Annotated in this window: 26 protein-coding genes; 17 read left to right on the forward strand and 9 right to left on the reverse strand. The window is 71.9% G+C overall.

Features of this window, described 5'->3' with window-relative positions; genetic code table 11:
* Positions 1-61 precede the first annotated feature (61 nt).
* From ABZ953_RS03425 to ABZ953_RS03435, 3 genes are all read right to left on the reverse strand, one after another.
* Entirely contained in the window at positions 62-859 is a 798-nt protein-coding gene (locus tag ABZ953_RS03425) for an enoyl-CoA hydratase-related protein (RefSeq protein ID WP_361715984.1), read from the reverse strand.
* A 73-nt stretch (positions 860-932) separates the two neighbouring features.
* Entirely contained in the window at positions 933-2024 is a 1092-nt protein-coding gene (locus tag ABZ953_RS03430; protein ID WP_361717023.1) for an adenylate/guanylate cyclase domain-containing protein, read from the reverse strand.
* A gap of 513 nt (positions 2025-2537) precedes the next feature.
* A complete protein-coding gene (locus tag ABZ953_RS03435) occupies positions 2538-3401 on the reverse strand; it encodes a biotin--[acetyl-CoA-carboxylase] ligase (RefSeq protein WP_361715987.1) in 864 nt (287 codons plus the stop codon).
* A gap of 127 nt (positions 3402-3528) precedes the next feature.
* On the opposite strand from ABZ953_RS03435, the gene ABZ953_RS03440 reads away from it, so the two are divergent.
* The 4 genes from ABZ953_RS03440 (at position 3529) to ABZ953_RS03455 (ending at position 6255) form a co-directional block, all read left to right on the forward strand.
* Positions 3529-5169 carry an acyl-CoA carboxylase subunit beta gene (locus tag ABZ953_RS03440; protein ID WP_361715990.1) on the forward strand — a complete coding sequence of 547 codons (1641 nt, stop codon included), beginning with the start codon at positions 3529-3531 and terminating at the stop codon, positions 5167-5169.
* Between the two features lie 17 nt (positions 5170-5186).
* A complete protein-coding gene (locus tag ABZ953_RS03445; RefSeq protein ID WP_361715993.1) occupies positions 5187-5393 on the forward strand; it encodes an acyl-CoA carboxylase epsilon subunit in 207 nt (68 codons plus the stop codon).
* A gap of 86 nt (positions 5394-5479) precedes the next feature.
* On the forward strand, positions 5480-5608 hold the full coding sequence (locus ABZ953_RS03450) for a hypothetical protein (RefSeq protein ID WP_361715996.1): 129 nt from the start codon (positions 5480-5482) through the stop codon (positions 5606-5608).
* 38 nt (positions 5609-5646) lie between these two features.
* Positions 5647-6255, forward strand: a complete 609-nt coding sequence (locus ABZ953_RS03455; RefSeq protein ID WP_361715999.1) for a nucleoside triphosphate pyrophosphatase — start codon at positions 5647-5649, stop codon at positions 6253-6255.
* A gap of 24 nt (positions 6256-6279) precedes the next feature.
* On the opposite strand, the gene ABZ953_RS03460 is transcribed toward ABZ953_RS03455, so the two are convergent.
* Positions 6280-6723 (reverse strand): hypothetical protein, encoded by a 444-nt coding sequence (locus ABZ953_RS03460; protein WP_361716002.1) that lies wholly within the window; start codon positions 6721-6723, stop codon positions 6280-6282.
* Positions 6724-7078: 355 nt separating this feature from the next.
* On the opposite strand from ABZ953_RS03460, the gene ABZ953_RS03465 reads away from it, so the two are divergent.
* The 4 genes from ABZ953_RS03465 (at position 7079) to ABZ953_RS03480 (ending at position 10799) form a co-directional block, all read left to right on the forward strand.
* The gene (locus ABZ953_RS03465) at positions 7079-8851 is read left to right on the forward strand and encodes a biotin carboxylase N-terminal domain-containing protein (RefSeq protein WP_361716005.1); all 1773 of its coding nucleotides are present in this window, start codon (positions 7079-7081) and stop codon (positions 8849-8851) included.
* A 160-nt stretch (positions 8852-9011) separates the two neighbouring features.
* Positions 9012-9908 (forward strand): hypothetical protein, encoded by an 897-nt coding sequence (locus ABZ953_RS03470; RefSeq protein ID WP_361716008.1) that lies wholly within the window; start codon positions 9012-9014, stop codon positions 9906-9908.
* A gap of 5 nt (positions 9909-9913) precedes the next feature.
* On the forward strand, positions 9914-10087 hold the full coding sequence (locus ABZ953_RS03475; protein ID WP_361716011.1) for a hypothetical protein: 174 nt from the start codon (positions 9914-9916) through the stop codon (positions 10085-10087).
* Between the two features lie 154 nt (positions 10088-10241).
* Positions 10242-10799 (forward strand): helix-turn-helix domain-containing protein, encoded by a 558-nt coding sequence (locus ABZ953_RS03480; RefSeq protein WP_361717026.1) that lies wholly within the window; start codon positions 10242-10244, stop codon positions 10797-10799.
* Between the two features lie 125 nt (positions 10800-10924).
* On the opposite strand, the gene ABZ953_RS03485 is transcribed toward ABZ953_RS03480, so the two are convergent.
* Positions 10925-11896: a DeoR/GlpR family DNA-binding transcription regulator gene (locus tag ABZ953_RS03485; RefSeq protein ID WP_361716014.1), complete on the reverse strand. Its 972-nt coding sequence runs from the start codon at positions 11894-11896 to the stop codon at positions 10925-10927.
* A 176-nt stretch (positions 11897-12072) separates the two neighbouring features.
* Positions 12073-13521, reverse strand: a complete 1449-nt coding sequence (locus tag ABZ953_RS03490; RefSeq protein ID WP_361716017.1) for an NAD(P)H-quinone dehydrogenase — start codon at positions 13519-13521, stop codon at positions 12073-12075.
* Positions 13522-13641: 120 nt separating this feature from the next.
* Between ABZ953_RS03490 and ABZ953_RS03495 the strand changes: the two genes are divergently transcribed.
* The 4 genes from ABZ953_RS03495 (at position 13642) to ABZ953_RS03510 (ending at position 18405) form a co-directional block, all read left to right on the forward strand.
* Positions 13642-14079 (forward strand): gamma-glutamylcyclotransferase, encoded by a 438-nt coding sequence (locus ABZ953_RS03495; protein WP_361716020.1) that lies wholly within the window; start codon positions 13642-13644, stop codon positions 14077-14079.
* 179 nt (positions 14080-14258) lie between these two features.
* Positions 14259-15083 carry a purine-nucleoside phosphorylase gene (locus ABZ953_RS03500; RefSeq protein WP_361716023.1) on the forward strand — a complete coding sequence of 275 codons (825 nt, stop codon included), beginning with the start codon at positions 14259-14261 and terminating at the stop codon, positions 15081-15083.
* A 154-nt stretch (positions 15084-15237) separates the two neighbouring features.
* Entirely contained in the window at positions 15238-16980 is a 1743-nt protein-coding gene (locus ABZ953_RS03505; RefSeq protein WP_361716026.1) for a phospho-sugar mutase, read from the forward strand.
* Positions 16981-17133: 153 nt separating this feature from the next.
* Entirely contained in the window at positions 17134-18405 is a 1272-nt protein-coding gene (locus ABZ953_RS03510; RefSeq protein WP_361716029.1) for a hypothetical protein, read from the forward strand.
* A gap of 73 nt (positions 18406-18478) precedes the next feature.
* Here ABZ953_RS03510 and ABZ953_RS03515 read toward each other — a convergent pair whose 3' ends face one another.
* A complete protein-coding gene (locus tag ABZ953_RS03515) occupies positions 18479-19114 on the reverse strand; it encodes a PH domain-containing protein (protein WP_361716032.1) in 636 nt (211 codons plus the stop codon).
* A 114-nt stretch (positions 19115-19228) separates the two neighbouring features.
* Here ABZ953_RS03515 and deoC point away from each other — a divergent pair, with 114 nt between their 5' ends.
* The 3 genes from deoC to ABZ953_RS03530 are packed head-to-tail and all read left to right on the forward strand — an operon-like array spanning position 19229 to position 22487.
* Positions 19229-20167, forward strand: a complete 939-nt coding sequence (deoC, locus tag ABZ953_RS03520; protein ID WP_361717029.1) for a deoxyribose-phosphate aldolase — start codon at positions 19229-19231, stop codon at positions 20165-20167.
* 3 nt (positions 20168-20170) lie between these two features.
* The gene (locus ABZ953_RS03525) at positions 20171-21610 is read left to right on the forward strand and encodes an aldehyde dehydrogenase family protein (RefSeq protein WP_361716035.1); all 1440 of its coding nucleotides are present in this window, start codon (positions 20171-20173) and stop codon (positions 21608-21610) included.
* Entirely contained in the window at positions 21603-22487 is an 885-nt protein-coding gene (locus ABZ953_RS03530) for an aldehyde dehydrogenase family protein (protein ID WP_361716038.1), read from the forward strand. Before ABZ953_RS03525 ends, ABZ953_RS03530 begins: the two co-directional genes overlap by 8 nt.
* A 143-nt stretch (positions 22488-22630) precedes the next feature.
* On the opposite strand, the gene ABZ953_RS03535 is transcribed toward ABZ953_RS03530, so the two are convergent.
* Positions 22631-23359 carry a TetR/AcrR family transcriptional regulator C-terminal domain-containing protein gene (locus ABZ953_RS03535; RefSeq protein WP_361716041.1) on the reverse strand — a complete coding sequence of 243 codons (729 nt, stop codon included), beginning with the start codon at positions 23357-23359 and terminating at the stop codon, positions 22631-22633.
* Between the two features lie 144 nt (positions 23360-23503).
* Between ABZ953_RS03535 and ABZ953_RS03540 the strand changes: the two genes are divergently transcribed.
* Positions 23504-24100 (forward strand): NAD(P)H-dependent oxidoreductase, encoded by a 597-nt coding sequence (locus ABZ953_RS03540; protein ID WP_361716044.1) that lies wholly within the window; start codon positions 23504-23506, stop codon positions 24098-24100.
* A gap of 27 nt (positions 24101-24127) precedes the next feature.
* The gene (locus ABZ953_RS03545) at positions 24128-25711 is read left to right on the forward strand and encodes an MDR family MFS transporter (protein WP_361716047.1); all 1584 of its coding nucleotides are present in this window, start codon (positions 24128-24130) and stop codon (positions 25709-25711) included.
* Here ABZ953_RS03545 and ABZ953_RS03550 read toward each other — a convergent pair.
* Positions 25708-26142, reverse strand: coding sequence for a hypothetical protein (locus ABZ953_RS03550; protein ID WP_361717032.1), 435 nt, complete (start codon positions 26140-26142; stop codon positions 25708-25710). The genes ABZ953_RS03545 and ABZ953_RS03550 overlap by 4 nt on opposite strands.
* Between the last annotated feature and the right edge of the window lie 96 nt (positions 26143-26238).

The raw sequence follows: 26238 nt of genomic DNA on the forward strand, positions 1-26238 counted from the left end.
TTGGAACATCGGGGTGCCGCGCACGTTCCGTAGCGGCCGCCCCCTGCACGCAAGCGCTCCCTCACTCGCCGGGCCACTGCGGCTTCCGCTTCTCGTTGAACGCCGCCACGCCCTCCGCCCGGTCCGCCGAGAACGCCACCGTGCGCCACGCCGCGTCCTCGACCTCCAGACCGGCCCGCAGGTCGAGGCCGTGCCCCAGACGCAGGGCGCGCTTGGCCGCGCGCAGGCCGACGGGCGAGTTGGCCGCGATACGGGCGCCGAGCGCGAGCGCCTCCGTACGAGCCTCGCCCTCCTCCACGAGGACGTCCACCAGGCCCAACTCCCGCGCCTCCGCGGCCTCCACGCGGCGCGCGGAGAAGATCAGCTCGGCGGCGCGGGCCGCGCCCACCCGGCGCGGCAGGAGCTGTGTGCCGCCGCCGCCCGGGATGACGCCGACGGAGACCTCGGGGAGGCCGACGACCGCGGTCGGGTCGGCGACGATCATGTCGCAGGAGAGCGCGAGCTCGAAGCCGCCGCCGAGCGCGAAGCCGTGCACGGCGGCGACGGTCGGCATGGGCAGGTCGAGCACGCCGGTGTAGGAGGCGCGCGTGGTGGGGCGCTGGCGGCGCAGCTCGGCGTCGCCGAAGGAGTTGCGCTCCTTCAGGTCGGCGCCCACACAGAAGGCCCGCTCGTGGGTGGAGGTCAGGACGACCGCGCGGGCGTCCCGGTCCTCGGCGAGGGCGGCGCAGGCGGCGGCGATGGAGCGGGCCATCTCCGTGGAGACGGCGTTCATCGCCTTGGGGCGGTCGAGGACGAGCTCGACGACGTGGCCGTGCCGCCTGACCGCCACGTACTCCCCGTACCGCTGCTCGTCACCCATGACGCTCCTCCACCCGGCGGTTAACGACCGTTACCCGTGGATCATGTCAGCCGGACCCGGGCTCGGGAAGGGGTCAGCCGCGGCGGGCGAGCAGCCACGGTTCGACGACGCCGAGGCCTCGCACGGGGCGCTGCCACATCGGCTGGAGGGCGAAACGGTACGAGGGCGGCTCCTCGCCCTCCTTCTCCGCCTTGGCGGCCTCCTCCGCGGCATCCGCCTCGGAGGCGGGCGCCTCGCCCGTCCGCGTCAGCTCCTCCGCGAGGGCGCCGTCGACGAGGACGGCGTCCCGGGGCGCTATCGACGTGAGGCGGCTCGCGAGGTTCACGGTCGTGCCGAAGACGTCACCCATGCGGGTCGTCACGGTTCCGAAGGCGATGCCGACGCGGAGCTCCGGCATGGTCTCGTCGTTGGCCATGGTCTCGATGAGCCGCAGCGCGATCTCCGCGGCGACGCCCGCGTCGTCGGCGGCGTAGAGCACCTCGTCGCCGAGGGTCTTGATCAGGCGGCCGCCGTGCGCGGCGACCAGGTCCGCGGCGGTGGTCTCGAAGGCCTCGACGAGCTCGCCGAGCTCCTCCTCCTCCATGCGCCGCGTCAGCCGCGTGAAGCCGACCAGGTCGGCGAAGCCGACGGCGAGCCGCCGGTCGACCATCTCCTCGTCGTCCGCGGCCTGCACCACCCGGCCGGTGGCGGCGGCGAGCTGGCGCCGCCAGACGTAGACGAGGAACTCCTCCAGCTCGGGCAGGAGCAGCTCTATCAGCGGATACGTGACCTCGGTGCGGGTCATGCCGGGCTCGGGCGGCTCGGTAAGACCTTCGAGGAAGGAGTCGATCTGCCACTCGGCGAGCCGGGCCGTGGTCTGCCCCGTGGAGCGCGCCACCTGCACGGCCATCGCCTCGCTGAGCAGGCCCGCCTCCACGAGTCCCGCGAGGCGGCGCAGGGCAAGCACGTCCGCCTCGGTCAGCGCCTTGGCCTGGCCGATGTCGGGGAAGCCCATGGCCCGCCAGAAGCGGGACGCCAGCTCCATCGAGACGCCCGCGCTGCGGGCCGCCTGGAACGGTGTGTACCGGCGGTCGGCGCCGAGGATGAGCTGTTCGAGGCGGAGGGCCAGCGGGTCCTTCTCCGCCTCACCCTCGCCCCTGTCGTCCACGTCGGGCACCTCGGGCACCCCGGAGACGTCCGCCACCGCACCCTCCGCCCCGCCGTCGCGGGCGGCCGCGGACTCACCGGTACGGCCGGACCCGCCGTCGGGGGCGGGGTATGCGCCCTCGCCGGAGCCCGTGTCGTCGACGGTCACGCCTGCTGCCCTTCCGATCTGCCGCGGTCATATATCGACCGGCGCCAACTTTACGGCAGGTGTGCCGCAGCTCACTCCCGACTCCCCCGACCGGCTTATTGACGCGGCCGGGGGTCCGGGGGTCGCCCCCGGGCAAACACAGCACGGCAGGTGTGCCGCAGCTCACTCCCGACTCCCCCGACCGGCTTATTGACGCGGCCGGGGGTCCGGGGGTCACCCCCGGGCAAACACAGCACGGCAGGTGTGCCGCAGCTCACTCCCGACTCCCCCGACCGGCTTATTGACGCGGCCGGGGGTCCGGGGGTCGCCCCCTCATCCCCGGCCCCCGACGACCGACTTGCTGACGCGGCCCGGGTACCGAAACTCACTCAGTCAGAACCGCCTTCACTCCGCGCCCCTCAAATGCACGATGTCCCCCGCCCCCACCGGCTCCTGCACGCCCTCCTCCGTGGCGAGGACCAGGCGGCCGTCGCCGTCCACCGCGACCGCCTCGCCCACGATGAAGCGGTCGCCGGGGAGCTCCGCGCGGACCCGGCGGCCGAGCGTGGCGCACCCGGCGGCGTAGGTCTCCTGAAGCCGGGACGCCGCGGGGTCGCCCTCCGCGTCGCGCCACTCCCCGTACCACTGCTCCAGCGAACGCAGCACGGCCCGCAGCAGCGGATCGCGGTCCGTCGTCCCCGCGCCGGCCAGGGCGAGGGAGCCCGCCGTGGGCACCGGCAGCTCCTCCTCGCGGAGCGTGACGTTGATGCCGACGCCGACGACGACGCCCCCGCCGGACGCCGACCCCGCCCGCTCCACGAGGATGCCGCCGGCCTTCCGCTCCTCGTCGCCCACGGTCACCAGGAGGTCATTGGGCCACTTGAGTGCGGTGTCCACCCCGGCCACCCGGGAGAGCCCCGTGGCGACGGCGACCCCGGTGAGCAGCGGCAGCCAGCCCCACCGCTCGACCGGCACCTCGTCGGGCTTGAGCAGGACGGAGAAGAAGAGGCCGGAGCGGGCGGGCGCGGACCAACGGCGGTCGAGACGGCCGCGGGCCGCGCTCTGCTCCTCGGCGACGAGCACCGCACCCTCGGGCAGCTCGTCGGCGCGCGCCGCGAGGTCGGAGTTGGTGGAGCCGGTGACGGCCACCACGTCCAGGGAGGACCACAGACCGCCGTCCCGCAGCAGCGTCCGCCGCAGCGATGCGGCGCCGAGCGGCGGCCTGTCGAGGTCGGACCAGCGATTGTCTTCAGCATCTGACGGCGTCATGCAAGCCACCTTAGGTGTGGTAAACGCCGCACTGCCGAACGGTATCGGCGCCGATACGCTACGGGTCAGTAGCCACCCGCACCGCCGTAAGACAAGCCCCTTTGAGCAGGCAGGGAGCCGCATCCCGATGTCCGAGCCGGAAGAGCCCAACGTGCCCGCGTCAGACCGCAGCGCCGACCGCAGCGCCGACCATGGCGCCATCGACATCCATACGACCGCGGGCAAACTCGCCGACCTGCAGCGCCGCATCGAGGAGGCCAAGCACGCGGGGTCGGCCCGTGCGGTCGAAAAGCAGCACGCCAAGGGGAAGCTGACGGCCCGCGAGCGGATTGAACTCCTGCTCGACGAGGGCTCCTTCGTCGAGCTCGACGAGTTCGCGCAGCACCGTTCGACCAACTTCGGCCTGGAGAAGAACCGGCCGTACGGCGACGGCGTGGTGACCGGATACGGCACCGTCGACGGCCGCCCGGTCGCCGTGTTCTCGCAGGACTTCACCGTCTTCGGCGGCGCCCTCGGCGAGGTCTTCGGCCAGAAGATCGTCAAGGTCATGGACTTCGCGCTGAAGACCGGCTGCCCGGTCGTCGGCATCAACGACTCCGGCGGCGCCCGCATCCAGGAGGGCGTCATGGCGCTCGGGATGTACGGCGAGATCTTCCGCCGCAACACTCATGCCTCGGGCGTCATCCCGCAGATCAGCCTGGTCGTCGGCCCCTGCGCGGGCGGCGCCGTCTACTCCCCGGCGATCACCGACTTCACGGTCATGGTCGACCAGACCTCGCACATGTTCATCACGGGCCCCGACGTCATCAAGACCGTCACCGGTGAGGACGTCGGCTTCGAGGAGCTGGGCGGTGCGCGCACCCACAACTCCACCTCGGGCGTGGCGCATCACATGGCGGGCGACGAGAAGGACGCCATCGAGTACGTCAAGTCCCTTCTCTCCTACCTGCCTTCGAACAACCTCAGCGAGCCGCCCGCCTTCCCCGAGGAGGCCGACCTCGCGCCCACGGACGAGGACCTGGCGCTCGACACGCTGATCCCGGACAGCGCCAACCAGCCGTACGACATGCACGGCGTCATCGAGCACGTCCTGGACGACGCCGAGTTCTTCGAGACGCAGCCGCTGTTCGCGCCGAACATCCTCACCGGCTTCGGCCGCATCGAGGGCCGCCCGGTGGGCATCGTCGCCAACCAGCCGACGCAGTTCGCCGGGTGTCTGAACATCGACGCCTCCGAGAAGGGCGCCCGCTTCGTCCGCACCTGCGACGCGTTCAACGTCCCGGTCATCACGTTCGTCGACGTGCCGGGCTTCCTGCCGGGCGTCGAGCAGGAGCACACGGGCATCATCCGCCGCGGCGCGAAGCTCATCTACGCGTACGCGGAGGCCACCGTCCCGCTGATCACGATCATCACGCGCAAGGCCTTCGGCGGCGCGTACGACGTGATGGGCTCCAAGCACCTGGGCGCCGACCTGAACCTCGCCTGGCCGACCGCGCAGATCGCGGTCATGGGCGCGCAGGGGGCGGTGAACATCCTGCACCGCCGCACGATCGCCGAGGCCGGGGACGACGTCGAGGAGGTCAGGGCGCGGCTGATCCGGGAGTACGAGGACGCCCTGCTCAACCCGTACACGGCGGCCGAGCGCGGCTACGTCGACGCGGTGATCATGCCGTCGGAGACCCGGTCACACCTCGTACGCGGGCTGCGTCAGCTGCGGACGAAGCGGGAATCCCTTCCTCCGAAGAAGCACGGCAACATCCCCCTCTAGTCCCTCAGGGAGGGCTCATGATCAAGGTCGTACGGGGCAACCCGACCCCCGAGGAGCTGGCCGCCGCCCTGGCGGTGGTCCAGGCGCGCGCCGCGGCCCTGGCCGACGGGCCGGCCGGCGCGCCCGCGCTGCCCGACTCCTGGGCCGACCCGGCGCGCGTGGCCCGCCACCGGCTCCCCGCGCCCTCACCCACGGCGTGGGGCCGTAGCTACTGGCCCGGCTAGGGCCACCCGTCCTGGGCACGTCGGGCCGGGGAACTTGAGTACGCGTACTCAGGTGTCCCGGCCCGCCCGGTCGCAGTATCGATTGCATGCTGTGGTCGGACCCTGAGAACAACCCTCCCAAGGACATGCGGGACCTGCAGGCGAAGATGCGCCGCGCGGGCCTCGTCCTTGCGCTCGCCATGGTCGTGGCGATGTTCGTGCTGGGCATCCGCTGAGTGCCCCGCCGCCCCGCGCAGCGCCTACGCTGACCCGCATGAATGATCAGCCCCGCCGTCTCGTCCTCGCCTCCCAGTCGCCCGCCAGGCTCGGCCTGCTCCGGCAGGCGGGCCTCGCCCCCGAGGTGATCGTCAGCGGCGTCGACGAGGACAAGGTGACCGCGCCGACGCCCGCCGAGCTCGCCCTCGCCCTCGCCGAGGCCAAGGCCTCCGTGGTCGCCGCGCGGCCCGAGGCCAAGGGCGCGCTGGTCGTGGGCTGCGACTCGGTCCTTGAGCTGGACGACCGGGCGCTCGGCAAGCCCGCCGACGCCGAGGAGGCCACCGCCCGCTGGAAGGCCATGCGCGGCCGCGCGGGCGTACTGCAGACGGGCCACTGCGTCTACGACACCGTCTCGGGGCGGTACACGTCGGCGACGGCGTCGACGGTGGTCCGTTTCGGCGAGCCCTCCGACGACGAGATCGCCGCGTACGTCGCGAGCGGTGAACCGCTGCACGTGGCAGGGGCGTTCACCCTCGACGGCCGCTCGGCGCCGTTCATCGAAGGCATCGAGGGCGACCACGGCAACGTCATCGGCCTCTCGCTGCCACTGCTCCGCCGCCTCCTGGGCGAACTGGGAGTGGGCATCACGGAGTTGTGGCAGCGGTAGGTGTCGGGACCGCCCGGGAGGGGCTCAGGCCGTCTGGGGCGCCCCCACCGCGTCGTCCGCCCCGCCGTCCCGCTGCGCCTTCTTCTCGTACGCCACGAGCGGCAGCACGATCAGGCCGAGCACGACCATCATGAAGACGAACGCGACCCAGCCCACCAGGCCGACGCAGAAGGCGCCGAGCAGTCCGTGTACGACGGCGCAGCTGATCAGGAGCAGTCGGCCGAAGGTGCCGGGGGCGCGGTCGCGGACGGCGGTGCGGGCCAGGACGACGGCGCACAGCGCTAGGTAGCCGCCGAAGAGGAGGCCGGCGATCCAGGTCGAGACGGTCATCGCGTGCGGGTCGAGGCCCGCGAGGGACATGTCCTGCTTGTCGACGACGAGGCCGAGGAACCAGTTGAGGAGTGCGATCCCGACCGCCTCCGCGAGAAGTACGATCGCGCCCACCCAGGCCACCGGTCTGCGCGCCACGGCGCCCCACCCACTCTCCGCTGCTGTTACCCCAAGTACGTTCGAGCCACGGCGAACGCTACTAACGGGTAAACCCCGGGACAAGAGCTGTGCCACAGGCAAAGAATCGTTGAGCCATTCGTAGGGACTCCACAAAGAAAGCCGTGCCGCCGCAGCGCGGACACACAGAGACCTTGACCACACCGGCGGGCTACGCTGCCGTGGAGAGACCCCGTCTACTCCGGTACGACAAGGGATTTCGCGGACCTAGCCGGCCTCGAGTCACACTCCGTGTGGGCAAGCTCACCATTGGGGACGGGTCGTAAGCCCGTGTCGGCAGTCCCTAAACTCGGCTTGTTTCAAGGAGGGAGCCATCGTGCGCAAGGTGCTCATCGCCAACCGTGGCGAAATCGCTGTCCGCGTTGCTCGGGCATGCCGGGACGCAGGGATCGCGAGCGTAGCCGTCTACGCAGACCCGGACCGGGACGCTCTGCATGTACGGGCAGCCGATGAGGCGTTCGCGCTGGGCGGTGACACTCCGGCCACCAGCTACTTGGACATCTCCAAGGTGCTGGCCGCGGCCAAGGACGCGGGGGCGGATGCCATCCACCCCGGCTACGGCTTCCTTTCGGAGAACGCCGACTTCGCGCAGGCCGTCATCGAGGCGGGCCTGAACTGGATCGGCCCGCCGCCGCAGGCCATCCGCGACCTGGGTGACAAGGTCGCCGCGCGGCACATCGCGCAGCGCGCCGGTGCCCCGCTGGTCGCCGGTACCCCCGACCCCGTGTCGGGCGCCGACGAGGTGGTGGCCTTCGCCGAGGCGAACGGCCTGCCCATCGCCATCAAGGCCGCCTTCGGCGGTGGCGGGCGCGGCCTGAAGGTCGCCCGCACCCTCGAAGAGGTCCCCGAGCTGTACGAGTCCGCGGTCCGCGAGGCCGTGGCGGCCTTCGGCCGCGGCGAATGCTTCGTCGAGCGCTACCTCGACAAGCCGCGGCACGTGGAGACCCAGTGCCTGGCGGACAAGCACGGCAACGTGGTCGTCGTCTCGACCCGTGACTGCTCGCTGCAGCGCCGCCACCAGAAGCTCGTCGAGGAGGCGCCCGCGCCGTTCCTGACGCCCGAGCAGAACGCCGAGCTGTACGCCGCGTCGAAGGCCATCCTCAAGGAGGCCGGGTACGTGGGCGCGGGCACCGTCGAGTTCCTCGTCGGCGTCGACGGCACGATCTCCTTCCTGGAGGTCAACACCCGCCTGCAGGTGGAGCACCCGGTCACCGAAGAGGTCGCCGGCATCGACCTGGTGCGCGAGATGTTCCGCATCGCCGACGGCGAGGAGCTCGGCTACGGGGACCCCGAGCTGCGCGGGCATTCCTTCGAGTTCCGCATCAACGGCGAGGACCCGGGGCGTGGCTTCCTGCCCGCGCCCGGCACCGTCACCACGTTCGCCGCGCCGAGCGGCCCCGGCGTCCGCCTGGACGCGGGCGTGGAGTCCGGCTCGGTCATCGGCCCGGCCTGGGACTCGCTGCTCGCCAAGCTGATCGTCACCGGCGCGACCCGCGAGCAGGCGCTGCAGCGTGCCTCGCGGGCGCTGGAGGAGTTCACCGTGGAGGGCATGGCCACCGCCATCCCCTTCCACCGTGCGGTCGTCAAGGACCCGGCGTTCGCGCCGGAGCTGACCGGCTCCAGCGACCCGTTCACCATCCACACCCGCTGGATCGAGACGGAGTTCGTCAACGAGATCCCGCCGTTCACGTCCGCCTCGGACACCGAGACGGACGAGGAGCCGGGCCGCGAGACGGTCGTCGTCGAGGTGGGCGGCAAGCGCCTCGAGGTCTCGCTGCCGTCCTCGCTGGGCATGACCATCGCGCGCACCGCGGCGGCGGGCGGCGCCCGTCCCAAGCGGCGCGCGGCCAAGAAGTCCGGCCCGGCCGCCTCCGGTGACACCCTCGCCTCGCCCATGCAGGGCACGATCGTCAAGGTCGCGGTCGAGGAGGGCCAGGAGGTCAACGAGGGCGACCTGATCGTCGTCCTGGAGGCCATGAAGATGGAACAGCCCCTGAACGCGCACCGCTCGGGCACCATCAAGGGCCTCACCGCGGAGGTGGGCGCGAGCCTGACCTCCGGTGCGGTGATCTGCGAGATCAAGGACTGACCTTCGACGGCGCGAGGTCTCCCGGGGCTCCGCCCCGGACCCCGCTCCTCAATCGCCGGAGGGGCTGAATTCTCAGCCCCTCCGGGTGATTTCGGCGCAACCACCCCGCTCCCGCCCCGCGTCCTCCCCCCGTAGAACCGAAGACCACGGGGGGACTTCAGTGAAACGCACGGGGGACATATTCGGCCTGCTCGCCGCGGCGGGCGCCATCACCACCGGCGGCTGGCTCGCGGCGACCGCCCATGCCGGGCAGCGCTACGAGGCGGGACTCGTCCTGGGCCTTGCCGCAGGCCTCTCCGTGGCGCTCCTGCGCCGCTTCACGCACCTGCCGCTTGGCAGGCGCCGCCCCTACACCTTCGCCCTGCCGCGGCCCGCGCCCGACTGGCGCGCACCGCTGCCGGATCCGGGGGGCGATCCCGAGGCCCTGCGCCCGGACGCCGAGCGGCGCGCGGAGCTCCTCAGCGACGCGGCCGCGCTCGGCGACACCCTGCACCACACCTGCTCGCTCGCGGGGCAACTCCGTGCCGAGCTCGCCTCCTTCGCCGTCACGGCGGCCATCCAGGCGAGCAATTCGGTGATCCGCCCGGCCTGCGACGGGCCGCGGAGCCCGGACCCCGCCTACGACTCCGCGTACGCCCTCGGGGAACTGGTGGCGGCGGTCGAGTTCAGCCGCATCGGGATGCGCGCCCTGGCGGCCCTGGTGACGGAACAGCCGCTGCGGCCCGATCCGCCCTGCTACTTCAACCCGCTGCACGAGCGCGGGCACGCGCGCGTGGCGCTCCCGGACGCACCGGACATCCCGGACGGCGTCGAGGAGGTCGCCGCCTGCCACGCCTGCGCACGGCGGCCCGCGCCGCTCCTGGTGCCGTCGGCGGCGGGCCCGGTGCCGTATTACGAGAGCGACGCCGTGGACGTCCGCTGGCGGCTGCTCGGTTATGGCGCGGTGGTGCCGGACAACGGCGCCACGATGATCGACACGGCCCGCGACGGCTTCCACCATCCGAACTCGGCCAATTCTGGCAAAACCCCCAAAAAGCTCCACACGAAGGCGAGTTGATGATCATGAGCGAGTTGGCCGCCGGAGTGCTGAGCGGTGCGCTCATCGGCACCTGCGTCACGTATCCGCTGGTCCTGTGGCTGACCCGGAACCTGCGCGGGGGCGCCCTGCCGCCGCACCGGCGCGAGCGCAGGGCCAGGGCCGAGCTGGACGCGTTCTTCACCCGCGGGGAGCCCTGACCGGACCCGCCCGCACCCCCGCCCTCACCCGTGGGGGCCGCGCGGTCAGTGGCATCCTTGAGGTACGCGTACGTTCACGAAGGGTGCGGGGATGACCACCGGCACGGGCCAGCAGGCGAGAACGCCGCAGCAGACGGCACAGTCGGCGCGGGCCATGCGGGCCGACGCCCGCCGCAATTACGACCGGCTCCTCGCCGAGGCGCGCTCCGCCTTCGCCGAGCACGGCACGGGCACGTCCCTGGAGGACGTGGCGCGCCGGGCGGGCGTCGGCATCGGCACGCTCTACCGGCACTTCCCCAACCGGCACGCGCTGATGAGCGCGGTGTGGGAGGACGCGGTGAGCGATCTGCTCGCGCGCTCGCACGCGCTGCTCGACGACCCGCAGCCCTGCGCCGCACTGGTGGTGTGGCTGCGCGCCATCATCACTCATGCGGGTGAGTATCGCGGTCTGTCGAGCGCCCTCATGTCGGCGTCGCACGACGACACTTCGGCGCTCGCGCGGTGCAGCAAGCCGATGCGCGAGGCGGGCGCGGCACTGCTCGCCCGCGCCCAGGAGGCAGGGACCGTGCGCCCCGACGTCTCCATCTCCGACCTGCTCCAGCTGACCAACGCGATCTCGCTGGCGGCCGAAGAGACCCCGGACGATCCGGAGTTGGCCGACCGCCTGCTCACGCTGACCCTGCGGGGCCTGAAGGCGGACGGACAGCTCTGAAGGCGGGCGGGCAGCTCTGAAAGCTGACCGGCAGCTCTGAAAGCTGACGGGCAACTCTCAAGGCGGACGGGCAGGCGGCGGCGTGACACCACCTGCCACGCCACCCGCCACACCAGCCGTCCGGCTCAGCGGCGGCGCAGGTCGGCGACGCGCGCGGCCCGCTCCCCGGGCGGCTGCTCCCCGAGGACGGCGCTCCGGAGCTGCTGGCCCGGTCCCGCGCCGTGGTTGCGGCGCTGACCCGGCAGGGGCACGTCCCGGCGCGGCTGGCGCCCCTTCTGGACCGCGTCGGGACCGGGCCCCGCGTTAGGGCCGACGGCACCGCCCGCCACCGCGATCTGCACGCCCTGGTCGGCCAGGGCCTGCAGTTCCGTTGCCGCACGGTCGTCGTGCCCCGGTGGCTCGTCGGTGACCAGGCGCGTGATGACGTCCGTCGGCACCGTCTGGAACATCGTGTCGGTGCCGAGCTTGGTGTGGTCCGCCAGGACCACGACCTCGGCCGCCGCCTGGACCAGCGCGCGGTCCACGCTCGCGGAGAGCATGTTGGACGTGGAGAGGCCGCGCTCCGCGGTCAGACCACTGCCCGACAGGAACGCGCGGGTCACCCGCAGCCCCTGGAGGGACTGCTCGGCACCGCTTCCCACGAGCGCGTAGTTCGAGCCGCGCAGGGTGCCGCCGGTCATGACGACTTCGACCCGGTTGGCATGGGCCAACGCCTGAGCCACCAGCAGGGAGTTGGTGACGACGGTCAGGCCGGGAACCCGCGCGAGCCGTCGGGCCAGCTCCTGCGTGGTCGTACCCGCCCCGACGACGATGGCTTCGCCTTCTTCGACGAGACCCGCCGCGAGATCGGCGATAGCCGTCTTCTCGGCGGTCGCGAGATGTGATTTCTGCGGAAAGCCGGACTCCCGCGTGAATCCGCCCGGCAATACCGCACCGCCATGTCGGCGGTCGAGGAGTCCTTCTGCCTCCAGCGCGCGCACGTCCCGCCGTACGGTCACTTCGGAGGTCTGGACGACGCGGGCGAGCTCACGGAGCGATACCGCCCCGTTGGCCCGCACCATTTCGAGGATCAATTGGCGACGTTCTGCAGCGAACACGAAACTGACAGTAACCCCAACGACCGTCTGCTTTCAGCAGTTTGCGCCGAATTACAGAAGTTGTTCGCACGACAGGGTGGGAAGTGGTATAGGTGCTTACGCCCGGCGCCTATGCCGCGCGAATGGGCGACAACACTCCGTGACCTGCAAAGAGTTGTTTCAGGCCGCGGCCCGGATCAGCCCTCGCCCGCCGTCTTCCGCGTGTGGAGCTGACGCGCCACCTCGGCGATCGACCCCGAAAGCGAGGGGTACACGGTGAACGCATTCGCGATCTGCTCGACCGTCAGATTGTTGTCGACCGCGATCGAGATGGGATGGATCAGTTCCGAGGCGCGCGGTGCTACGACCACACCGCCGACCACGATCCCCGTTCCCGGCCGGCAGAAGATCTTGACGAAACCGTCGCGGATGCCCTGCATCTTCGCGCGCGGATTGCGCAGCAGCGGCAGCTTGACGACGCGGGCGTCGATCTTGCCGCCGTCGACATCGGCCTGGCTGTAACCGACGGTCGCGATCTCCGGGTCGGTGAAGACATTCGCCGAGACGGCCTTCAGATTCAGCGGCTGCACCGCGTCGCCCAGGAAGTGGTACATCGCGATGCGGCCCTGCATGGCGGCGACGGAGGCCAGCGCGAAGATCCCGGTCACGTCACCGGCGGCGTACACACCGGGGGCGGAGGTCCGCGAGACCTTGTCGGTCCAGATGTGACCCGAGTCCTTCAGCTTGACCCCGGCCTCCTCCAGGCCCATGCCGCTGCTGTTCGGGATGGCGCCGACGGCCATCAGGCAGTGCGTGCCGGAAATGACGCGGCCGTCGTTGAGCGTGACCTCGACCCGGTCCCCGACCCGCTTGGCGGAGGCGGCGCGGGAGCGGGACATGACGTTCATGCCGCGGCGACGGAAGACGTCCTCAAGGACGGCGGCGGCGTCCGGGTCCTCGCCCGGCAGCACGCGGTCCCGGCTGGAGACGAGCGTGACGTTGGACCCGAGGGCCTGATAGGCGCCGGCGAACTCGGCACCCGTCACGCCCGAGCCGACCACGATGAGCTCTTCGGGCAGCTCGTCCAGGTCGTACACCTGGGTCCAGTTCAGGATCCGCTCGCCGTCGGGCTGGGCGTCCGGGACCTCGCGCGGGTGCCCGCCGGTCGCCAGCAGCACCGCGTCCGCGACGAGGGTCTCCTCGCTGCCGTCGGCGGCGCGCACCACGACCTTGCGCGAGCCGTCGGTGTCCTGCTGGCCCTCCAGACGGCCGCGACCGCGCAGCACGCGCGCACCGGCCCGCGTGACGGACGCGGTGATGTCGTGGGACTGCGCGAGCGCGAGCCGCTTCACACGGCGGTTGACCTTGCCCAGGTCGACACCGACCACGCGCGCGGGGGTGTCGATGTGGGGGGTGTCGTCCGCGACGATGATCCCCAGCTCCTCGTACGAGGAGTCGAAGGTGGTCATCACCTCGGCCGTGGCGATCAGAGTCTTGGACGGCACGCAGTCGGTGAGCACCGACGCCCCGCCCAGACCGTCGCAGTCGACGACGGTCACCTCCGCGCCGAGCTGGGCGGCCACAAGGGCCGCCTCGTATCCGCCGGGTCCGCCGCCAATGATCACGATCCGAGTCACGTACTCCATTGTCCCGCACGCTTCAAGGTGCTCACGCGCGGGGGCCCTCCGTCCGTGGCACCGCCCCCGTGCGAGCGGTCCTCCCGCTACGTGAGGGGCCTACGTGATTGCTGCCGTACCCTCGACCACATGTCGCTCTACGCCGCGTACGCCGGCAATCTGGATCCGCGGCTCATGTCACGCCGCGCCCCGCACTCACCGCTGCGCGCGACCGGCTGGCTGACCGGCTGGCGGCTCACGTTCGGCGGGGAGCACATGGGCTGGGAAGGCGCGCTCGCCACGCTGGTCGAGGCGCCCCGTTCCCAGGTCTTCGTCACGCTCTACGACATCGCTCCCATGGACGAGGACTCCATGGACCGGTGGGAGGGCGTGGGCATGGACATCTACCGGCGCATGCGGGTCCGCATCGACACGCTGGAGGGCGAGGAACCCGCCTGGGTGTACGTCCTCAACGGATACGAGGGCGGGCTGCCCTCGGCGCGGTACCTGGGCGAGCTGGCCGACGCGGCGGAGTCGGCGGGCGCCCCCCACGACTACGTGATGGAACTGCGCAAGCGCCCCTGCTAGCCGCGAAGGCCCCGGGTACCGGCTGCGGTCACCACGGCTGCGATCACCACGGCTGCGGCCACCACGGCTGCGGCCACCACGGCTGCGATCGCCCTCGTCGGAAACGACAAGACAACGATCGCAATCCCGTAAGCATCGTCATCTACGCGCGTAGGCCCTGAGCGGCTACTCTCGTCCGCGTGAACGCTTCAGTTATTCCGGACCACATCCAGGGCGACCCCTACGCCGCCGCCGACGCCGCCGCCGCGCGCCTGCGTGAGCTGACGGGCGCCGAGACCCACGACGTCGCCCTCGTGATGGGCTCCGGCTGGGCCCCCGCCGTCGGCGCGCTGGGCGAGCCCGAGGCGGACTTCCCCGTCACCGAGCTGCCCGGCTTCCCGCCGCCGGCCGTCGAGGGCCACGGCGGCCGCATCCGCTCCATCAAGATCGGCGACAAGCGCGCGCTGGTCTTCCTGGGCCGCACCCACTACTACGAGGGCCGTGGCGTGGCCGCCGTCTCGCACGGTGTCCGCACCGCCGTGGCCGCAGGCTGCAAGACCATCGTCCTGACCAACGGCTGCGGCGGCCTGCGCGAGGGCATGCGCCCCGGCCAGCCGGTGCTGATCAGCGACCACCTCAACCTCACGGCGACGTCCCCGATCGTCGGCGCGAACTTCGTCGACCTGACGGACCTGTACTCGCCGCGGCTGCGCACCCTCTGCAAGGAGATCGACCCCTCCCTCGAAGAGGGCGTCTACGCGCAGTTCCCCGGCCCGCACTACGAGACGCCCGCCGAGATCCGCATGGCCCGCACGATCGGTGCGGACCTGGTCGGCATGTCGACCGTCCTCGAGGCCATCGCCGCGCGCGAGGCGGGTGCGGAGGTCCTCGGCATCTCCCTCGTCACGAACCTCGCGGCGGGCATGACCGGCGAGCCGCTCAACCACGAGGAAGTCCTCCAGGCGGGCCGCGACAGCGCGACGCGCATGGGCGAACTCCTCGGCAAGGTGCTGGGCCGGATCTAACGGGCGGGGCGCTCCCGCGGTGGGGCGGGAGGCTAGTCCTCCCACCCACCCACCCACCCGTTTGCCCCGCGACGTTCAGCGGGAGTAGGGGCATGAGCAAATGCCCCCCATCCGCAGCCGCCCACGCCCCGCACCACGAGAGGCTGAAGAACCCGTGCAGGACACCGAACTCATCGCACGTGCCCAGGCCTGGCTGGCCGAGGACCCGGATCCCGAGACCCGCGAAGAGCTGGCCAAGCTCATCGACGCCGAGGACACCGCCGAACTGACGGCCCGTTTCGCCGGCACCCTCCAGTTCGGCACCGCCGGCCTCCGCGGCGAGCTGGGCGCGGGCCCCATGCGCATGAACCGCTCCGTGGTCATCCGCGCCGCCGCGGGCCTCGCCGCGTACCTCAAGGCGAAGGGGCAGACGGGCGGCCTGGTCGTCGTCGGCTACGACGCCCGCCACAAGTCCGCCGACTTCGCCCGCGACACGGCCGCCGTGATGACCGGCGCCGGTCTCCGCGCGGCCGTCCTGCCCCGCCCCCTGCCGACCCCCGTGCTCGCCTTCGCCATAAGGCACCTCGGCGCGGTCGCGGGCGTGGAGGTCACGGCCAGCCACAACCCGCCGCGCGACAACGGCTACAAGGTGTACCTCGGCGACGGCTCCCAGATCGTGCCGCCCGCCGACGCGGAGATCGCCGCCGAGATCGACGCCATCGCGAGCCTGAACGACGTACCGCGCCCCGAGGCGGGCTGGGAAACCCTCTCCGACGACGTCCTGGCGGCCTACCTGGCCCGTACGGACGCCGTCCTGGCCCCGGGCTCCCCGCGCACCGCCCACGCCGTCTACACGGCCATGCACGGCGTCGGCAAGGACACCCTCCTGGCCGCCTTCGCCCGCGCCGGGTTCCCCGCGCCCACGCTCGTCGCCGAGCAGGCCGAGCCCGACCCGGACTTTCCCACGGTCGCGTTCCCGAACCCGGAGGAGCCGGGCGCGATGGATTTGGCCTTCGCGACGGCGTCCCGCACCACGCCCGCCCCGGACCTGATCATCGCCAACGACCCGGACGCGGACCGCTGCGCGGCAGCGGTCAGGGACGGTGACGGCAACGGCAACGGCAACAGCAACAGCAACAGCAACAGCAACAGCAACAGCAACAGCAACAGCAACAGCAACAGCAACAGCAACAGCAACAGCAACAGCAACAGCTGGCGGATGCTCCGGGGCGACGAGGTGGGCGCGCTGCTCGCCGCGCACCTGGTCGGCCGCGGCGCCCGCGGCACCTTCGCCGAGTCGATCGTCTCCTCCTCGCTGCTCGGCCGGATCGCCGAGAAGGCGGGCCTCCCGTACGAGGAGACCCTGACCGGCTTCAAGTGGATCGCCCGCGTGGACGGCCTGCGCTACGGCTACGAAGAGGCGCTCGGCTACTGCGTGGACCCCGAGGGCGTACGCGACAAGGACGGCATCACCGCCGCCCTGCTCCTCACGGAGCTCGCGTCCGAGCTGAAGGAGCAGGGCCGTACGCTCCTCGACCTCCTCGACGACCTGGCCGTGGAGCACGGACTGCACGCCACCGACCAGCTGTCGGTGCGCGTGGAGGACCTATCCCTGATCGCGGACGCGATGCGCCGCCTGCGCGAGCAGCCGCCGACGGAGCTCGCGGGCCTGCCCGTGACGAAGGCGGAGGACCTGACGCGGGGCACGGACGCCCTGCCGCCCACCGACGGCCTGCGCTACACGCTCGACGGCGCCCGGGTGATCGTGCGCCCGAGCGGCACGGAGCCGAAGCTCAAGTGCTACCTGGAGGTGGTGGTCCCGGTGGCGTCCACGGCGGACCTCCCCGCGGCGCGCGCCGAGGCGGCCCGGACGCTCGCGACGATCAAGCGCGACCTGTCGGCGGCCGCGGGCATCTGACGGCGGCGCACCACCACGCGCCGCCCCCGGAACCGCCACAGCCACCCGTGCGAGTGGTTCCGCTAGCGCAGCTGCCGCAGTGATCCGGTGCGCTGCCGGTCCCCCAGGAAGGGACGACCGGTAGCGCACGATCACGTTCCGGGAGCTGCCGCAGTGCCGTACGGAATCTCCGAGTCCTCGACCGCCACCGCCGCCCCGTCCCGCGTACCCGTACCCGTACCCCCGTCCAGGGGCCCCGGCAGCGTCGCCCGCCCGCCCGCGGGCTTCGGGGGGCGCGTGGTCCGGGCCCTGCGGCACGCCTCCCCCGCGCTCCTCGCGTACGCGGCCGTGCGCACCCTGGGCCTGCTGGTCCTCACCGAGTGGGCGCACCGGGAGCACCGCGGGGTCCGGCACCTGCTGATGAGGTCCTGGGACTGCGACTGGTACCTGAGGATCGCCGCGCACGGGTACGCGCACACCCTCGGGGACCGGATCGACGCGAACAACCTGGCGTTCTTCCCGCTGCACCCGATGCTCGTCAGGGCGGGCGACACGCTGTTCCCCTGGCTGCCGCGCGGCGCGGCGGGCCTGGGCGTCGCGCTGGTCTGCTCCTTCCTCGCGGCGTGGGGGATCTTCGCGGTGGGCGACCGGCTGTACGGCCGCCGGGCCGGAGTCGTCCTCGCGGTTCTCTGGGGCAGCCTGCCGGTCGCCCTGGTGCAGTGGATGGGCTACACGGAGTCGCTTTTCACGGCGCTCACCGCGTGGTCGCTGTTCGCGGTGCTCACCGGCCGCTACGTGTGGGCGGGCTCCCTGGCCGCGCTCGCGGGGCTCACCCGTCCCACGGGGGTGGCGCTCGCCGCGGCGGTGTCCGTGACGGCGCTCCTGTCGCTCTGGGGCCGCTTCTCCGTACCCCGCTCGCCCCACCCTTCCCTGCACCCCTCCCCTCACCCCCTGCGCCCCGTCCTCGGCGCCCTGCTCGCCCCGCTCGGCTGGCTCGCGTACGTCGCGTGGGTGGGCCTGCGCCTGGGCCGCTGGGACGGCTACTTCGCCGTGCAGAAGCTGTGGCGCAACGACTGGGACGGCGGCGTGGAGACGCTCCGTCGCATGCAGGGCGTACTCGTGGTCGAGCGGCCGCCGCTGTTCCTGGCCATGGTGACGGTGACGCTGCTGGGCGCGGTGGTCCTCTTCGCACTCTCCGCGGGCGACCGGCAGCCGCTGCCGCTGCTCCTGTTCACCGGCCTGCTGCTGCTGATCGTCCTGGGCAGCAGCGGGGTCTACTTCCCGCGGGCCCGCTTCCTGCTGCCCGGCTTCCCGCTGCTGCTGCCGCTCGCCGCGGCGCTCGCGCGGGCGAGGACGCGGGTGATGGTGACGGTGCTGACGGTGGGGGCTCTCGGTTCGGCGGCGTTCGGCGGCCACATGCTTCTGGGGTGGCTGGGCCCGCCGTAGTACGACGGTCAGCCCCGCCCCGACCGCGTCACGTCACGTCACGTCACGTCACGTCACGTCACGTCACGTCACGTCACGTCACAGCGAGCAGCACCGCGAGCAGCACCGCACCCGCGAGGGCCGGCGCGATGATCTCGTACGCCCAGCGCACCACCGGCTCGCCCTGCGCGGACTCCTCGGCGGCCTGGCGTTCGGCGAGTTCGCGGAGGTCGTCCATGGACTGGTCGCCCGCGGAGCGCGTGGACGGCGCGTTGGGGTCGAGGAAGGTGCGGCCCGTCGTCGGGTCGCCGGCCGCGGCGGCCTGCGACTGCCTGCGCGCCGCCCTCTTGCGGCCGCGCAGCGAGACGGGGATCGCCCAGAGCTGGAACTTGGCGCCGGTGCCGGTCAGGACCTCGTTGGAGTATCCGGAGCGGAGCGTCGCGACGGAGGCCCACGGCAGCGTGATGGTGCGGAACGGGTTGCGGATGCGGAGCCGGTCGTCGTTGGCGTACACGACGGGCCGCACGGTGTACGCGACGACCAGCGGCACCGCGAGCAGCAGCCCGGCGAGCGCGAGCCACGGGGCGCGGCCCTCGCCGCGGACGGCGGCGTCGATGCCGAGCCAGGCGCCCAGGGCGAGCAGCAGGACGCCGCCGGCGATGCCGGCGGGGGACCGGAAGGTGCGGTCCTTGTACGCGGGCTCCGCCACGGGGTTCTGGGGGTCGCTCATACCCTGATTCTGCCTGAAGCCCGCCCGGCCCCCCAGCGCCGGTACCCACCCACCCCGGCGAGCACCCCACCCCTGTACAGCAGCTACGCGCGTAGATATGCTCCCCTCGTGACCATGCCCACTGCATTCGCTGACGTGACAGCGTCCGACAGCACGCTCCGCCGCTTCCTTCACGGGCTGCCCGGCGTCGACGCGGTCGGCCTGGAGGCGCGTGCCGCCTCGCTCGGTACCCGTTCGATCAAGACCACGGCGAAGGCGTACGCCATCGACCTGGCCATCTCGATGATCGACCTGACGACGCTCGAGGGCGCCGACACTCCGGGCAAGGTCCGGGCGCTCGGCGCGAAGGCCGTGCACCCGGACCCGACCGACCGTGAGACCCCGCGCACCGCGGCCGTCTGCGTCTATCCGGACATGGTCGCCACCGCGAAGGAGGCCGTCGGGTCCAGCGGCGTGAAGGTCGCCTCCGTGGCGACCGCCTTCCCCGCGGGCCGCGCCGCCATCGACGTGAAGCTCGGCGACGTGCGCGAGGCCGTCGCGGCGGGCGCCGACGAGATCGACATGGTCATCGACCGGGGAGCCTTCCTCTCCGGCGACTACATGACGGTGTTCGAGCAGATCCGGGCCGTGAAGGAGGCCTCGGGCACCGCCCGGCTGAAGGTCATCTTCGAGACCGGTGAGCTCTCGACGTACGACAACATCAAGCGCGCCAGCTGGATCGGCATGATCGCGGGCGCCGACTTCATCAAGACCTCGACCGGCAAGGTCGGCGTCAACGCCACCCCGCCCAACACGCTGCTGATGCTGGAGGCCGTCCGCGACTTCCGCGCGCAGACCGGCGTGCAGATCGGTGTGAAGCCCGCGGGCGGCATCCGCTCCACCAAGGACGCGGTGAAGTTCCTCGTCCTGGTGAACGAGACGGCCGGGCCCGACTGGCTGGACAACCACTGGTTCCGCTTCGGTGCCTCGTCGCTCCTCAACGACCTGCTGATGCAGCGCCAGAAGCTGGCCACAGGACGCTACTCCGGCCCTGACTACGTGACGGTGGACTGACCCATGACCTCCACTCCTTTCGAGTACGCACCCGCGCCGGAGTCCCGCTCCGTCGTCGACATCGCGCCCAGCTACGGCCTGTTCATCGACGGCGAGTTCACCGAGGCCGCCGACGGCAAGGTCTTCAAGACGGTCTCCCCGTCGACCGAAGAGGTCCTCTCCGAAGTCGCGCAGGCCTCCTCCGAAGACGTCGACCGCGCCGTGCGGGCCGCCCGCAGGGCCTTCGAGAAGTGGTCGGCCCTGCCGGGCGCCGAGCGCGCCAAGTACCTCTTCCGCATCGCCCGGATCATCCAGGAGCGCAGCCGCGAGCTGGCCGTCCTGGAGACCCTCGACAACGGAAAGCCCATCAAGGAGACGCGCGACGCCGACCTCCCCCTGGTCGCCGCGCACTTCTTCTACTACGCGGGCTGGGCCGACAAGCTCGACCACGCGGGGTACGGCCCGAACCCGGCGCCGCTCGGCGTCGCGGGCCAGGTCATCCCCTGGAACTTCCCGCTTTTGATGCTGGCCTGGAAGATCGCCCCGGCGCTCGCCACCGGCAACACGGTCGTCCTGAAGCCCGCCGAGACCACCCCGCTCTCCGCCCTCTTCTTCGCGGACATCTGCCGCCAGGCGGGCCTGCCCAAGGGCGTCGTCAACATCCTTCCCGGGTACGGCGACGCGGGCGCGGCGCTGACCTCCCACCCCGACGTGAACAAGGTCGCCTTCACCGGCTCGACCGCCGTCGGCAAGGCCATCGCGCGCCAGGTCGCGGGCACGGACAAGAAGGTCACGCTCGAACTGGGCGGCAAGGGCGCGAACATCGTCTTCGACGACGCCCCCATCGACCAGGCGGTCGAGGGCATCGTCACGGGGATCTTCTTCAACCAGGGCCAGGTCTGCTGCGCGGGCTCGCGCCTCCTCGTACAGGAGTCGGTCCAGGACGAGGTGCTCGACGCGCTGAAGCGGCGCCTCTCCACCCTGCGCCTGGGCGACCCGCTCGACAAGAACACCGACATCGGCGCCATCAACTCCGCCGAGCAGCTCGCCCGCATCACCGCGCTCGCCGAGACCGGTGAGGCGGAGGGCGCCGAGCGCTGGTCGGCCCCGTGCGACCTGCCGTCCTCCGGCTACTGGTTCGCGCCGACGCTCTTCACCAACGTCACGCAGGCGCACACCATCGCCCGCGACGAGATCTTCGGCCCGGTGCTCTCCGTGCTGTCCTTCCGCACGCCGGACGAGGCGGTCGCCAAGGCCAACAACACCCAGTACGGGCTCTCCGCCGGCATCTGGACGGAGAAGGGCTCGCGCATCCTCGCGGTCGCGAACAAGCTCCGGGCGGGCGTCGTCTGGGCCAATACTTTCAACAAGTTCGACCCGACCTCGCCGTTCGGCGGCTACAAGGAGTCGGGCTACGGCCGCGAGGGCGGCCGGCACGGCCTGGAGGCGTACCTCGATGTCTGACCGACTCACGGTTCTCAAGACCTACAAGCTGTACGTCGGGGGCAAGTTCCCCCGCTCCGAGAGCGGCCGGGTGTACGAAGTGACGGACTCGAAGGGCACGTGGCTCGCCAACGCGCCGCTGGCGTCCCGCAAGGACGCGCGTGACGCCGTGGTGGCCGCCCGCACGGCGCAGGGCGGCTGGGCGGGCGCGACCGCGTACAACCGCGGCCAGGTCCTCTACCGCGTCGCGGAGATGCTGGAGGGCCGCAAGGACCAGTTCGTACGGGAGGTGGCGGACGCGGAGGGCATCTCCAAGCCCAAGGCCACCGCGGTCGTGGACGCGGCGATCGACCGCTGGGTCTGGTACGCGGGCTGGACCGACAAGATCGCCCAGGTCGTGGGCGGGGCGAACCCGGTGGCGGGCCCGTTCTTCAACCTCTCGACGCCGGAGCCGACCGGTGTGGTCGCGGTTGTCGCGCCCCAGGAGTCGTCGTTCCTCGGCCTCGTGTCAGTGCTCGCCCCGGTGATCGCGACGGGCAACACGGCCGTCGTCATCGCCGCCGAGAAGTCCCCGCTGCCCGCGCTGTCCCTCGGGGAGGTCCTCGCGACGTCCGACGTGCCCGGCGGCGTGGTCAACATCCTGACCGGCAAGACCGCCGAGATCGCGGCCCCGCTCGCCGCCCACCAGGACGTCAACGCGATCGACCTGACGGGCGCCGGGGCCGACCTGGCGCGCGATCTGGAGATCGCCGCCGCGGACAACCTCAAGCGCGTGCTGCGTCCACAGCCTGTGGACTTCTCCGCCGACCCCGGCACGCACCGTCTGACGGCCTTCCTGGAGACCAAGACGGTCTGGCACCCGACGGGCTCGCTCGGCGCGTCCGGCTCGGCGTACTAGTACGGGCCACTCCCGGCCTCCCGCACCGCGAAGCCCCGGTCTCCTCCGTCCAGGAGGCCGGGGCTTCGTCATGCCGGATGTCATGCCGGATGTCATGCCGGTCCGTGTCCGCCGGACAGGTGCTCACAGGCGCTCACAGGTGCTCACAGGCCGAACCGCGCCGCGATCCCGTCGAGCACGCAGTCGAGGCCCGTCTCGAACTCCCACGCGGGGTCGTCCTTGCGCCGCGCCTCGTGGATGTAGCGCCGGTAGGTGGGGTAACGCCCGGTCTCGATCAGGTAGTTCATCTGCGGGGCGAGGCCGCGCCGCATGTCGTCCGGGCTCTGCCAGTCCTGCTGCCGCAGATACTCGCTCAGCGCCACCTCGGACCGGACCATGGCGCCCACATAGGCGGTGACGGTGCGGAAGACGACCATCAGCGTGTCGACGTCCAGACCGTGCCCGTCGAGCGCGGCGAGCTGACGCTCCGCGGACGCGAACCGGTTCGGGGTCAACGCGTGCAGCGGAGTGGGCAGTTCGGCCATCCACCGGTGACGCAGCGTCATCTCGCGGGTCGCGTGCGCGGACTCCCGCAGCACCTCGCGCCAGCCCGTCACCTCTGCGGGCGGCCCCAGTTCGGCCGAGACGGTGTCGACCATCAGCGCCAGCAGGTCGCCCTTTCCCGAGACGTGGCGGTACGCGGCCATGGGTGCGACGCCGAGCTCGGTGGCGAGGCGGCGCATGGTGACGGCCGCGATGCCCTCGGCGTCGGCGACCTGGACCGCGACGGTGGCGATGCGCTGCGGAGTCAGGGTGGTGCGGGGCGCGGACGCGGGGCGCTCCAGGCGCTCCCAGAGGGTGACCTCCGGGCTGTCCTTCTTCTGCGTGACCATGCGTACAGCGTATCCCTTGTGGACGCCGTACACATTGGTGTGTACGTTGTACGCATACCGATACGGCGTACACGACCGTGTCGTCCACACCAGGCCGTCCACACCAGGTCGTCCACACCAGGTCGTCCACACCAGGGGGTCCCCATGAGTACTCAGCCGCAGAAGCTCCGTATCGCCGTCATCGTCGGCTCCACCCGCGAGGGCCGCTTCGCCCCCGTCGTCACCCGCTGGGTCAAAGGCCACCTCGACCAGCGCGACGACATGCACGTCGACGTCGTCGATCTCGCCGAGACCCCGCTGCCCGCGGTCCTCCCCGCCTTCGGGCAACCACCCGCACCCGGCACCACCGAGGCCCTCGCGCTGGTCACCCCGCGTCTGGCGGCGGCCGACGCCTTCGTCTTCATCACACCGGAGTACAACCACAGCTACCCGGCGTCCCTGAAGAACGCCATCGACTGGCACAACGGGGAATGGCATGCCAAGCCGATCGGCTTCGTCTCCTACGGCGCGATCTCCGGAGGGCTGCGTGCGGTCGAGCATCTCCGGGTCGTCATGGCCGAGTTGAACGCGACGACCATCCGCAACACGGTCAGCCTGCACAACGCCTGGGGCCTGTTCGACGCGGACGGGCGCATGACGGAACCGGCCAGCGACGCCGCCGTCAAGACCATGCTCGACCAGCTCGCCTGGTGGGCCCTTGCACTGCGCGACGCGAAGGCCGTCCGCCCGTACGCCGCCTGACGTCACGTCACCCATCGCGAGGACGCCATGAACCAGCGCACGGAAACCACCGCGCCCGCCACCCCCAGCACCCCCAGCACCCCCAGCGCCCCGGAACCCCCCTCCCGCCTCGCCCTCCTCGGACTGCTCCTCGGCATCATCCTGGCGACGCTCGACGGCACGATCGTCGGCACCGCGCTCCCGACGATCGTCGGTGACCTCGGCGGCCTCGGTCACTTCTCCTGGGTGGTGACGGCCTATCTGCTCACCGCCGCCGTCTCCACCCCGATCTGGGGCAAGCTGGGCGACCTCTACGGCCGCAAGGGCAACTACCAGACCTCGATCACGGTCTTCCTCGTCGGCTCCGTGCTCTGCGGACTCGCCCAGAACATGGAGCAGTTGATCGCCTTCCGCGCCCTGCAAGGACTCGGCGCGGGTGGGCTCTTCGTGGGGGCGATGGCGCTCATCGGGACGCTGCTGCCACCCGCGCAGGCGGGCCGCGCACAGTCCATGATCGGTGTGCTGCTGCCCGTCGCGATGATCGGCGGCCCGCTGCTCGGCGGCTTCCTCACCGACCAGTTGGACTGGCGCTGGGTCTTCTACGTCAACGTGCCGGTCGGCGTGGCCGCGCTCCTGATCGTCGGCCTCCTCGTCCACGTGCGCGGCGAGCGCAGCACGGCCCGTATCGACGTCGCGGGCGCCGCTCTGCTCACGGTGGGCATCCTGGCCCTGACGCTGCTCGGGACCTGGGGCGGCGCGACGTACGACTGGCTCTCCCCGCAGATCGGCTCGCTCACGCTGCTCGCGGTGGCCGCGCTCGCCGCCTTCGCACGGGTGGAACGGCGCGCCCCGGAACCGGTCATCCCGCCCCGCCTGTTCCGCGACCGCAACTTCACGCTCGCGCAGGTACTCACCTTCCTCGCGGGCGCGGCGATGCTGGGCGCCGCCAGCTATCTGCCGCAGTACATGCAGTTCGTCCGCGGCCAGTCGTCGACGGCGAGCGGCCTCCTGCTGCTCCCGCTGATGCTGGGCATGATGGGCGCGCAGCTATACATCGGGCGGGCGGTCGGCAACGGCGGCGGGTACCGCGCGTACCCGATCGCGGGCGGCGCCATCGCCACGGTGGGCGCCCTCGCCCTGCTTACGGTCGACGTGGACACGGCCACGCCCGTCGCCTCCGCGCTCACGTTCGTGCTCGGCGCGGGCCTCGGCTGCCTGTTGCAGCCGTCGCTGCTGATCACCATGAACAGCGCGGAACCCCGCGACCTGGGAGCCGCGAGCGGCACCACCACGCTGCTGCGCACCGTCGGCGGCTCGCTCGGCGTCGCCGTGCTCGGCTCGGTCTACACCGGCCGCGTCACCGACACCGTCACCGACCGGCTCGGCCCGGACGGCGAGCGTCTCGCGGGCGGCCACGAGCTGACCCCCGCGGTCCTGCACGGCCTGCCCGAACCGGTGCGGGACGCCTTCCGGTCCGGGGTCACCGGCGGACTGCACGGCGTCATGGCCGGTACGGCCGTCCTGTGCGCCGCCACCTTCGCGGCCGCCTGGCTGATCCGCGAGGTGCCGCTGCGGTCCTCCCGCACGAACCCGGAGCCGCCGACGGAGACGGGGGCCGCCACCGCCGACTAGCCGGGCAGCAGCTTCGTCACCGGGCCAAGCGCGGGCAGGTCGGCCAGCGAAGCGCCTTGGGTCAGCGGGCCGGTGACGAACCCCGTACTGACCGGCTTGAAGTCGGCGATCTGCGTGCCGAGCGTGTTGTCGAGCGGGTCTGCGCTCGTGTTCGCCAGCGGGTCGAGCTGGAGGTTCTTCACCGGCCCGAGCCCACCCGCCGTCGAGTGGTGCACGGCCGACGAGAGGACCTGGAGGGGCATCCCCGCGTCGACGGCGCCGAGCGGCGTGGCGAACCCTGCGGGCGCCGCCGCCGGTCCCGGCTCCACCGCGGCGGCGGCACCCGCGCCGCCCACCCCGAGCGCGGCGCCCGCGGCCGTGACGGTGAGGCCCGCGCGCAGCAGTGCGCGCTTGGCGGGCCGGTGTGACGAGGTTGCTGCGTGTCGTGCCAGTCGTGCCATGGGTACCGCCCATATCCGTGCGTAGTGAGTGATCGAGCGAGCACGTAGCGTAGTTGAGTGACAAGGCGGGAGCCAAAGGCCGACTCG

The sequence above is a fragment of the Streptomyces sp. NPDC046465 genome (assembly GCF_040646035.1).
In the GTDB taxonomy this organism is placed as follows: domain Bacteria; phylum Actinomycetota; class Actinomycetes; order Streptomycetales; family Streptomycetaceae; genus Streptomyces.

Bases quoted from the DNA above. Each gene is read 5' to 3' on its own strand.
- ABZ953_RS03495 (WP_361716020.1), top strand. From the start codon at position 13,642: ATGTCGCTCTACGCCGCGTACGCCGGCAATCTGGATCCGCGGCTCATG.
- ABZ953_RS03545 (WP_361716047.1), top strand. From the start codon at position 24,128: ATGAACCAGCGCACGGAAACCACCGCGCCCGCCACCCCCAGCACCCCC.
- ABZ953_RS03475 (WP_361716011.1), top strand. From the start codon at position 9,914: ATGAGCGAGTTGGCCGCCGGAGTGCTGAGCGGTGCGCTCATCGGCACC.
- ABZ953_RS03540 (WP_361716044.1), top strand. From the start codon at position 23,504: ATGAGTACTCAGCCGCAGAAGCTCCGTATCGCCGTCATCGTCGGCTCC.
- deoC (WP_361717029.1), top strand. From the start codon at position 19,229: ATGCCCACTGCATTCGCTGACGTGACAGCGTCCGACAGCACGCTCCGC.
- ABZ953_RS03490 (WP_361716017.1), bottom strand. From the start codon at position 13,521: ATGGAGTACGTGACTCGGATCGTGATCATTGGCGGCGGACCCGGCGGA.
- ABZ953_RS03525 (WP_361716035.1), top strand. From the start codon at position 20,171: ATGACCTCCACTCCTTTCGAGTACGCACCCGCGCCGGAGTCCCGCTCC.
- ABZ953_RS03440 (WP_361715990.1), top strand. From the start codon at position 3,529: ATGTCCGAGCCGGAAGAGCCCAACGTGCCCGCGTCAGACCGCAGCGCC.
- ABZ953_RS03480 (WP_361717026.1), top strand. From the start codon at position 10,242: ATGCGGGCCGACGCCCGCCGCAATTACGACCGGCTCCTCGCCGAGGCG.
- ABZ953_RS03445 (WP_361715993.1), top strand. From the start codon at position 5,187: ATGATCAAGGTCGTACGGGGCAACCCGACCCCCGAGGAGCTGGCCGCC.
- ABZ953_RS03425 (WP_361715984.1), bottom strand. From the start codon at position 859: ATGGGTGACGAGCAGCGGTACGGGGAGTACGTGGCGGTCAGGCGGCAC.
- ABZ953_RS03530 (WP_361716038.1), top strand. From the start codon at position 21,603: ATGTCTGACCGACTCACGGTTCTCAAGACCTACAAGCTGTACGTCGGG.
- ABZ953_RS03515 (WP_361716032.1), bottom strand. From the start codon at position 19,114: ATGAGCGACCCCCAGAACCCCGTGGCGGAGCCCGCGTACAAGGACCGC.
- ABZ953_RS03535 (WP_361716041.1), bottom strand. From the start codon at position 23,359: ATGGTCACGCAGAAGAAGGACAGCCCGGAGGTCACCCTCTGGGAGCGC.
- ABZ953_RS03455 (WP_361715999.1), top strand. From the start codon at position 5,647: ATGAATGATCAGCCCCGCCGTCTCGTCCTCGCCTCCCAGTCGCCCGCC.
- ABZ953_RS03450 (WP_361715996.1), top strand. From the start codon at position 5,480: ATGCTGTGGTCGGACCCTGAGAACAACCCTCCCAAGGACATGCGGGAC.
- ABZ953_RS03435 (WP_361715987.1), bottom strand. From the start codon at position 3,401: ATGACGCCGTCAGATGCTGAAGACAATCGCTGGTCCGACCTCGACAGG.